This is a genomic window from Paenibacillus sp. AR247, from assembly GCF_002968895.1.
Lineage (GTDB): Bacteria > Bacillota > Bacilli > Paenibacillales > Paenibacillaceae > Paenibacillus_AQ > Paenibacillus_AQ favisporus.
In genome coordinates this window covers 2,205,994-2,215,121 of the sequence record NZ_PCZT01000009.1, presented here as the reverse complement: position 1 = coordinate 2,215,121, position 9,128 = coordinate 2,205,994, and the positions used below count along the sequence as shown (strand labels likewise).

At 52.4% G+C, this 9,128-nt stretch carries 4 protein-coding genes and 5 pseudogenes; 4 read left to right on the top strand and 5 right to left on the bottom strand.

What is annotated here, in order from left to right; all coding sequences use genetic code 11:
* Positions 1-1,600: pseudogene (locus CPT76_RS40030) on the top strand (family 78 glycoside hydrolase catalytic domain); the annotation flags it as partial.
* Between the two features lie 258 nt (positions 1,601-1,858).
* Here CPT76_RS40030 and CPT76_RS18880 read toward each other — a convergent pair.
* The 4 genes and pseudogenes from CPT76_RS18880 to CPT76_RS18865 all read right to left on the bottom strand — a co-directional run bounded on the left by CPT76_RS18880 (position 1,859) and on the right by CPT76_RS18865 (position 6,096).
* Positions 1,859-2,958 (bottom strand): annotated as a pseudogene (locus tag CPT76_RS18880) (MFS transporter).
* A 321-nt stretch (positions 2,959-3,279) separates the two neighbouring features.
* On the bottom strand, positions 3,280-3,765 hold the full coding sequence (locus CPT76_RS18875) for a DUF1572 family protein (protein WP_105443923.1): 486 nt from the start codon (positions 3,763-3,765) through the stop codon (positions 3,280-3,282).
* Positions 3,766-3,923: 158 nt separating this feature from the next.
* Entirely contained in the window at positions 3,924-4,823 is a 900-nt protein-coding gene (locus tag CPT76_RS18870; RefSeq protein ID WP_105443922.1) for a LysR family transcriptional regulator, read from the bottom strand.
* 272 nt (positions 4,824-5,095) lie between these two features.
* Positions 5,096-6,096: pseudogene (locus tag CPT76_RS18865) on the bottom strand (beta-ketoacyl-ACP synthase 3).
* 295 nt (positions 6,097-6,391) lie between these two features.
* Between CPT76_RS18865 and CPT76_RS41520 the strand changes: the two are divergent.
* A pseudogene (locus CPT76_RS41520) lies at positions 6,392-7,240 on the top strand (LacI family DNA-binding transcriptional regulator); the annotation flags it as partial.
* Between the two features lie 300 nt (positions 7,241-7,540).
* On the opposite strand, the gene CPT76_RS18855 reads toward CPT76_RS41520, so the two are convergent.
* Complete coding sequence (locus CPT76_RS18855; protein ID WP_105443921.1) at positions 7,541-8,014, bottom strand: hypothetical protein; 474 nt, start codon at positions 8,012-8,014, stop codon at positions 7,541-7,543.
* 248 nt (positions 8,015-8,262) lie between these two features.
* Here CPT76_RS18855 and CPT76_RS18850 point away from each other — a divergent pair, with 248 nt between their 5' ends.
* The gene (locus CPT76_RS18850; protein WP_258168584.1) at positions 8,263-8,829 is read left to right on the top strand and encodes a YdhK family protein; all 567 of its coding nucleotides are present in this window, start codon (positions 8,263-8,265) and stop codon (positions 8,827-8,829) included.
* A gap of 119 nt (positions 8,830-8,948) precedes the next feature.
* A pseudogene (locus tag CPT76_RS38420) lies at positions 8,949-9,128 on the top strand (DUF4396 domain-containing protein); the annotation flags it as partial.

The following is a 9,128-nucleotide window of genomic DNA, read 5'->3' as shown; positions in this document are numbered from 1 at the left end:
AATCTCCGCAAGGCCAAGCAATCCGTAACGTATATCTGCAGAGGCGGCGGTGAGGAAACGTATGAGCCTCATTTCTCCTTCCAGGGCTTCCGTATGTGAAGGTCGAGGGCTGGCCGGATGCCGAGCCGCTGAATCCGGACCGTTTTACAGGCCGTGTCATGCACACGGATATGCCGCAGACAGGGCGGTTCGAGTGCTCGCATGAGCTGTTGAACCAGCTGCAGCATAACATCGAGTGGGGCCAGCGCGGCAACTTCCTGGACATTCCGACCGATTGCCCGCAGCGTGATGAGCGGCTGGGGTGGACCGGGGATGCTCAGGTGTTTGTCCGGACAGCTGCTTTTAATTTCGGCGTGGCACCGTTTTTCTCCAAGTGGCTGCATGATCTGAAGGCCGACCAGCGGGAGGATGGCGGCGTGCCGCATGTCATACCACAGGTTCTCGACGATAATGCCTGCTCGTCCGCGGCTTGGGGAGATGCCGCCGTCATTTGCCCTTGGACGATCTATCTTTGTTATGGCGACAAGCGGATTCTGGAGGAGCAATATGACAGCATGAAGGCATGGGTCGACCATATCCGCGCCCAAGGGGACAACGAATATTTGTGGAATACCGGGTTTCATTTCGGCGACTGGCTGGCGCTTGACGCGAAGGAAGGCAGCTACGTCGGGGCGACGCCAAGGGATTTGATCGCCACCTGCTTCTATGCATACTCGACCTCCCTGTTCGTAAAGACCGCCGAAGTTCTCGGGCGTACCGAGGATGCCGCCGCTTACCGCCAGCTGTACGAAAAGGTGGCCGAAGCGTTCCTGAACGAGTTCGTCACACCGGGCGGAAGGCTGGCCGCGCATACGCAGACCGCCATGATTCTTCCGCTGATGTTCGGGCTGGTCGAAGGGGAGGTTCAGCGCCGGATGGCCGCTACGCTCGCGGAGTATGTCAAGGAACAGAACCACCATTTGACCACCGGATTCGTCGGTACGCCGTACCTGTGCCATGTGCTGACGGAGAACGGCTACCACGACCTGGCCGTGAAGCTGGCGATGCAGGAGGATTATCCGTCCTGGCTGTATTCGGTCAAGCAGGGGGCGACCACGATCTGGGAGCATTGGGACGGTATCAAGCCTGACGGCTCGTTCTGGAGCGATGACATGAACTCGTATAACCACTACGCCTTCGGCGCTATCGGCGACTGGCTGTACCGGGCCGTGGCAGGGCTGGATTTGAATGAAGCTGAAGGACCGGGGTACAAGCGGATCCGGCTTCGTCCGCGGACGGACTCGGCGCTGTCTTATGCCAAAGCTGCGCTGGATTCGATGTACGGCACGATCCGGAGCGAATGGAGCTTGGCGAACGAGGACGGGACGGGGACAGCCCGCTGGCCTCCTACGAATTCGAAATTCCGCCGAACACGACCGCTGAGACCGAACTGCCGGGCGCGTCGATCGCTTCAACGCAGGTCAATGGGCAGCCGGCGGATCAGGCATCGGGCGTGTTGAGCGCCAGGGAAGACGACGCTGGAACGTTGAAGCTGGAGCTGGGATCCGGCGTATACCGGGTGACCGTCCAGCAGCCGAGCCCAGCATTGTCCGGGGCGTGAGGCTAGGGCATGGATGGGGTGATCTATAGCATTAAGCTTGGAACAACCGGATTGGTTCGTTTATGCCCTTGCTTCCTGTTCCTACCCGTACGTTAGGATGCTCGTTGTAAAAGAAAGCAAGCCTCGCCGACAGGGTCGGCGGGGCTTTTTTTAGATATAGGGGATTACAGTTTCGGAGACAATGACTTCCTTATGTCGCGTAAGAAAAACTTCCGTTGAAAGGGGCATGGCTGCTTAGAATGTGCATCGATAGACTTTTTACGCCTGCGGCACCGGCTCTCTCGCCAGCACGCGGCTCGTGCCAAAGATAAGCAGGGATGCGGCGAAGCAGCAGGCAGAGAACAGGCCGACGGCCGCATACCCGCCCGATCCGGCGTACAGCAGGCCTGCAAGGGAGGCGCCGACTGTCGTGGCAACGTTCATCGTCGCCGTAGCCGTGCTTGAAATCGTCCCCCGCAGCAACGGATTCAGGCTGTTCAGGACGCCCATGATCATCGGGAAAAGAATGCCCAGGATGAAAAAGATGGCGAAGTACATGATCGATGCGGCCATGAAAGACGGCAGGTGCGGGAGCGCGGCATAGCTGATCATCAGGAGCGGCACCGAGGCGGCTACAATCCTGGACGGCGTCCACAAGTTGTTGACATATCCGCTGACGAGACTGCCGGCCAAATTGCCCACGCCGAGGAAAATCATGATCGTCCCGATCTGGTCAACGGGAAGGTGAAAGCGTTCCGCGGACCATTTGCACAAAAACGCAAACGCGGCATTGCTGCCCAGATGGATCAGGAAATAAGCCAGGAAGGCGCCTCTAGCCCTGCCGCTTCCGAGAAGCGGCGCGTATCTGTGCCAGAAGGCCTGCCGCGATTGAACGGCATTCGATTGCGGCTTCATGGAAGGCAGGATGAAAAAGGCGGCTCCGGCAAGCAGCAGGGACAGAGCTCCAATCGCGAAAAAGGGGAGGGACCAGCGTTCTGCCACCAGCCAGCTGCCGATCGGAACCCCGAACGCTTGGGATACCGCGAGCCCCGCATAGGCAAGCCCCATCGCCTTGCCCTTTTTCTCTGCGGGCAGCAGCGTTTGGATGGACGCCCACACCTGCGGTGCGGCAAAAGCTGCGCTGATTCCGGCGAGCAGCCGGAATAGGCACATCATCCAGAAATCTGCGGCGATTCCGCACAGCGCGGTGGACACCGCAAAGCCCAGCAGTCCGAGCAGCATGACTTTTTTCGGTCCAACCCGTCCGAGAGCGGGCCGGCAATCAAGGCGAAGACCGCGGCGCCAAGCGTGTAGGAGCCCATCATCCAGCCGGACATTCCCGTGGGGACGCCGTACAGGTCCTGAAGCGTCGGAATCATCGGGGAGATGAGGAAGGTATCCGTCCCGATCATAAACATGATCAGAAAAAACAAGGCGGTTAATTTCATATTTACTACTCCTTTCCTCCTCCGTGGTTGCGGAGAGATGGTTCTTGCTGCCATTGTATTGCTTAATAGTGACAATTATTGTCATGAACTTTGAGAGTACAAAAAATATACGGATAGCACGAGAAACCCCGCCATAACCGTAAGTGTTTCGGTATGCCCACCTAGTGAATGGGTTGCTTTAATTCGTGCGGTATAGAAAGGAACAGGGGGCATGCCGGCATGCCCCCTGTTTTGAAAGACACCGCCCACGGATCACGACAAACTGACCCATTGATCCTTGCGGTACTGTTTGGCGATATAAATGATTTGGCCGATGTGGTATGCGTTATGGTACAGGCTTTTTTCAATGGCCTCGATGACGGTGAGTGACCGGCCCTTGATCGTGATTTCCGTCAGCAGCTGCTCCTCCCGGAGCGCGGCGATTTGTCCCAGGAACAGGCTCCAGCCATGTTCCCAGCGATCCAGCAGGGCTGCGCGGTCGAGCTCTTCATGAATGAACTCCGCATTGCGGTTTCGGTCCGGTTTCTCTCCGTCGGTGGTAAACGGATCAGTCCATCGGGAAATCATATTCCCGCTCATGTGCTTGACGATCACGGTGATGCTGTTGGAACCGGGTTCCGGGGCCCAAGCAAGGGCAGAATCCTCGAGCTGCCCGATGGCAGCTTCGGCCGTGCGTTTCATTTCTTCCAGTCGGGTTTTGACCGCGCTTTGATATGTTGTGAACAGTGTTGATGTCATAGGTTGTGCCTCCTTTGGAATATCGGTCTGAAAAACAAAAATCTCATCCATGCCTTCTCCACAGCGGTTTCATGACCGTGCTGTGTTTTTAGCATAATGAGATTTTGAGTATAAATCCAATATATATATCAAACAGTATCATCAATATAATTGATGATTTATGATCCGACCTGGGACAGAGGAGGAGCGATCATGGCCATAAAGTTAGCCGCCGGCGCCAGAGGCTCTTCGCCAATCCGGGTGTACAGCCGGATCGGGTCCTTGACGCGCATCCCGGGAACACGCACCTCCGCAAGCTCACCGGATTTGAGCTCCCGGGCTACCGCAAGGGAGGGCACAAAAGAAACGCCGTATCCCGATTTGACGGCTTCAATCGTTTCATGCATCCCTTCAATGCAGATCCCGGTCCGAGGCTTCGGCACTTCGTAGGCGTCGCAGAGGGAGAAGAGCTTCCTGCGGGTATAGCTGCCTTCTTCCCGGAGGATAAAGGCGGTTGCCATCAGCTCCTGGAGCGTAGTGGCGGCACCCGCTAAGGGGTGGTCCCGGTGGGCGATGAAGATCAGCTCATCTTCCAGGAGCGTGATGTATTCCAAACCGGAATCCTTCGGGCCTTCGCCACAGATGAGTGCGATGTCCACCGAGTGGTCGAGCAGCCGCTCCATTGCGATACGGGAGCTGCCCCGGGTCAACTGGACATGCACCTTCGGATACTGCTGCTTGAAGCGGACGATCCAGGCGGGAAGCACCGTACGGCCGGGCAGGTCCGTGGCGCAGATCCGGAGGCTGCCCTCGAGCCCGATTTTGAGTGCGTTCATCTCCCGCTCCATCTCGTATTCCAGCGAAAACAGCTGCCGTGCCCGGGCGGCCAGCCGCTCGCCGGCTGGCGTCAATTGAATGGAGCGCCCCTTGGAGGCAACCAGCTTCATTCCGAGCTCCTGCTCCAGATTCCGCAGCTGGGCAGTGGCTGCGGGCTGGCTGAGCAGCAGGTTGCCGGCGGCCCGGGTCACGCTTCCCGTACTGGCCACCTCCGCGAATACGCGCAACGCGTGCAGATTCATCCTTCTCCCACCTTTGTCGTTGGATTGTATTCAAAAATTGTTATTAATTGTAGTTGTATACCTGTTTATAACCTAATCATCGATTTTTTCAATGAGTCGAAATGTTGCATTCATCGGATCGATGAGTTGCTATTATTGTACTTTGCAGAATGCTAGCCGTAAAGGTAGCATGAGAAGAGGCTCTTGCATATGCATTAATGAATTTATGAAAAAAAGGCCTCCGATATGGTCGGAAGCCTTTTAAGCATTTACGTCATACTCTTTGCCGCTGATCAACCGCGGTCATCCAAATCCCATTTCAGGATCAGTCCGGCGTGGGTCAAGCCGCCGCCGAATCCGTACAGCAGCAGCGTATCTCCGTTCTGCAGCTTGCCTTCGTCCAGTCCCAGCTGGAGAGCCAACGGAATCGACACCGAAGACGTGTTGCCGTAATACTCCATGCTGGTCAGTGTCTTCTCCACGGGGATGCCGGCTTTTTCGCAGATAGATTCGACCATACGGAAATTGGCGCTGTGCGGAACGAACCAATTCACGTCCCCGGCCGTCATTCCCGCCTGCTCCAGCAAAGTTTCTACGCCCTGAGGCACGGTGCGCGTCGCCCATTTGTAGACTTCTCGTCCGTTTTGGACCATTTTCTCGCTCGTTAGCAGCTCCTCACCATTCATCGTTTTGGAAAGGTTCGTGCGATAGACGTGGATGCCGCCTTCGCCATTCGTGCCCAGATGGGCCGCGATAAAGCTTGGACGCTGCTCGTCCTTCTCGACCAGAACGGCCGCGGCTCCATCGCCGAACAGGATGCAGGTCGACCGGTCTGTATAATCTGTTACGCGGGACAGCGTCTCGGCCGCGACTACCAGGACCTTCCGGTGCAGACCGGATGTAATCAGGCCGTTGGCCATATGCATCGCATAGGTGAAGCCAGCGCAGGTGGCGTTCAGGTCAAATGCCGCAGTGCTGGGGATGTGAAAGTACCCTTGAATTTGGCAGGCCACGCTCGGAAAAGCGTAATCCGGCGTCGTCGTCGACACGATGATGCAGTCCACGTCGGTCAAGTCCTGACCGTAACGGCTGACCAAGTCTTCCACGGCCTTATATGCCATTGTGGAGGAGTATTCGTTCTCACCGGCAATCCGCCGCTCCCGCATACCGGTCCGCTGGACGATCCACTCGTCGCTCGTATCCACCATTTGCTCCAAATCCGCGTTCGTCAATTTTTTTCCGGAACATAGCTGCCAATAGCCGTAATGCGGGCTGTCGAAACCGTAAGGTTCATGATCAATCGCTCCTTTTTTTAAAAAAATGAGTTCTTTAGGGTGAAGGGATGGGTGCATATTAGGAAATATAAAAACTAAGGTCAATTTTTTGATATCAAGTATTAGTATCTGGTACTAATTATAGACGTGAATTGGAGAGAGGTCAATAGGTGAGGGAGGGGACATTATAGTTGCAGCGCCACAGGAAACATACAGAAGGATCACAAGAAGGGATCATTTGTCCAGTGATAAAAACAAGTTGAAACGTTTCCAATTTGGTGCTATTATGATTTTCATAAATAAATGGGGGGTAAGATGCCAAGTATTAAAGATGTAGCTACCTTAGCTGGGGTAGCCGTAGGAACTGTGTCCCGCGTCATTAACAATTCGGGTGCTGTAAAACCCGATACACGCAGAAAAGTAGAGGAAGCTATACAAAAGCTGAACTATATTCCGAATGAGGTAGCCCGAAATTTCAAAATCGGGAAGTCCAAAATGGTAGCTCTGCTGCTTCCAAGTATCTGGCATCCCTTTTTTTCTGAGCTGGCTTATTATATTGAAGATGAGTTGGATCGGGAAGGCTTTAAACTCATGCTGTGCAACAGCGGCGGCAAACCGGAAAAGGAACTGTATTACCTGGATATGCTTCAGCAAAACAAAGTGGCGGGCATTGTCGGCATTACGTACAACGATATAGAAAATAGCGTAAGCAACGACATTCCGATCATCAGTATTGACAGGCACTTTATAAAAATATTACATGCGTTACGTCCGATAACTACGAAGGGGGACGCCTGGCATTGAGGGAGCTTGTAAAGGCCGGGGCTAAAAAACCTGCTTTTATGGGCAGCGTTACTTCCGTCTTCAGCGAAACGATGAATCGTAGGGAAGGTTTTGTTCGAGAAGCGAAGGCATTGGGAATCGATTACGCTGTTTACGAGAAGCCAGACCCTGTTGAGGACGATGATGCCTATTTTGATGAATTTTTGGATAAGCATCATGATGTGGACGGCGTTTTTGCCATTACCGATATGTTCGCCGCCAAATATATAGAAAGAGCAAGAAAGATGGGGTATTCGCGTTCCAGAGGATGTAAAGGTCATCGGGTATGACGGCATTCAGGATCACTCACGATTCCGGCCTCATGAAGTAAGGAATCCCTTACTTCAGCACGATAACGTGTGCCCACCCGTTTGGAACTACTCACCAAATCAACAATCAGATCCGGTTTTCGATCAACAGCTCCGAGGTGACTATTATACAAGGGGTTAAGGCAAAGGTTTCAGCATTCCCTTTGCTCTCTGGACATAAGAGCCCTTGGTACTTTTTCCTCTTCATCGCTTTTCAAATAATATTATGAGGATATTATCACAAACTCCATTATTTTTTCAACAGGTTCTTATTCATATTGTTTTTAAGAATAAAAAATCCGGAAAGCAGCATGCTTTCCGGATTTATTTATACTTACATAATAGGTGGGTTCGAGTAGGCCTCGGCATTAAAGCTTTCCGGACCCGTACGTGTCGGAAATACGGAGACAACGGAAGGTACGCTAACGATGGCTTGATAGACAATGAAACCAGGGTTCGGTGGATGATAATCAATGCCGACCCCAGACAATACGGTAGTTGTCAGCACGCCTGCCACCAGAGGCAACGTTTCAGTGACAGAATAAATCGTTGTCGCTACACCGCCAATCACCCGGTTAACCGTAATCGTTATGGGAGTCAGAGCTTCAATCAATGCGCTTATCGTAACGGTGTAATTAAACACGACTCGAAGGTCTGTCCCAGCTGTGGACGTGTTCAGTCCAAGCGTACCGAATAGTGCCGAGGTAGGCGGAGCCAAAATATCAAGAACGGGACCTACTGGAACCGCAATAGCTCCAGCCGTACTGGCATTTTGGGATACCTGTGTGTCTACTAAGAAATTGGGCATCCAGTTTACCTCCTTCACAAAAGAGATATTAAAGTATATGCCTGATTACAATCATAGGATTGGACGGGCTTAAAACCTACATATTTTTGTCTGAACAATGGAATAGGTCTATTCTTTGCATTTAAGCTTGCAGCTAGTTTTGAGAGTGGTCCGGGCAGCCTTCACAAGTTCTTCATAAGTTTTGGGTAGAATGTTTGGGAGCTGAGGATTCAATCCAAATAAAAATATGCAAAGGTGTGTGACAAACTGTGAAAAAAGTATTCATTTTTATTAGCCTTGCAGCAATCCTGGTGCTAAGTGCGTGTGGAAACAAGGATAATGCAAACAATAATACGAACATGGACATGGGCAGCGATCATTCAAATATGGGGGATATGGGCAGCATGAATCATTCGGGTTCTGGTGAGGTTCCTGCAGGGTTAAAAGAAGCTCAAAATCCCACATATAAAGTTGGAGATGAGGTTGTGATCCATGCCAAGCATATGGAAGGCATGGATGGAGCCAAGGCTAAAGTGGTCGGTGCCTACGACACGGTGGCTTATGCTGTAACGTATACTCCAACCACTGGAGGTGAACCCGTCCCGAATCATAAGTGGATTATCCAGGAGGAAATAAAGGATGCGGGTAGTGAGCCCTTGCAACCTGGAACTAAGGTGACCATAGAGGCTGATCACATGGAAGGTATGAAGGGCGCAGAAGGCACCATTGACTCTGCTGAAAAAACAACGGTGTATATGGTTGACTACACGCCAACTACAGGAGGAAACCCCGTTAAGAATCATCAATGGGTAGTCGAAAGTGAGGTTTCTAAATAGAAAAGTTTTGAAGCAAAAGAGTGATGTCCATGTGGCATCACTCTTTGTATTATTCCTTGTGCTCGTTTGGAATAAGGTATAGGGGGGTAATCTATATCGAAAAGAAAGGAGAGGGGATAATGTTTCCTGATGAGTGGAATTGGATCACGATTGTTGACACAATAGCGACGACTTGGATAATATTGGCCGCCATCTCTGCGATATATGTTGCTTGGGATCAATTTCGTCACTCGCCTGAACCTGTTGTGATGAAATGGGGATTTATCCTGGTTACTCTTTATACAGGTCCCTTTGGCCTT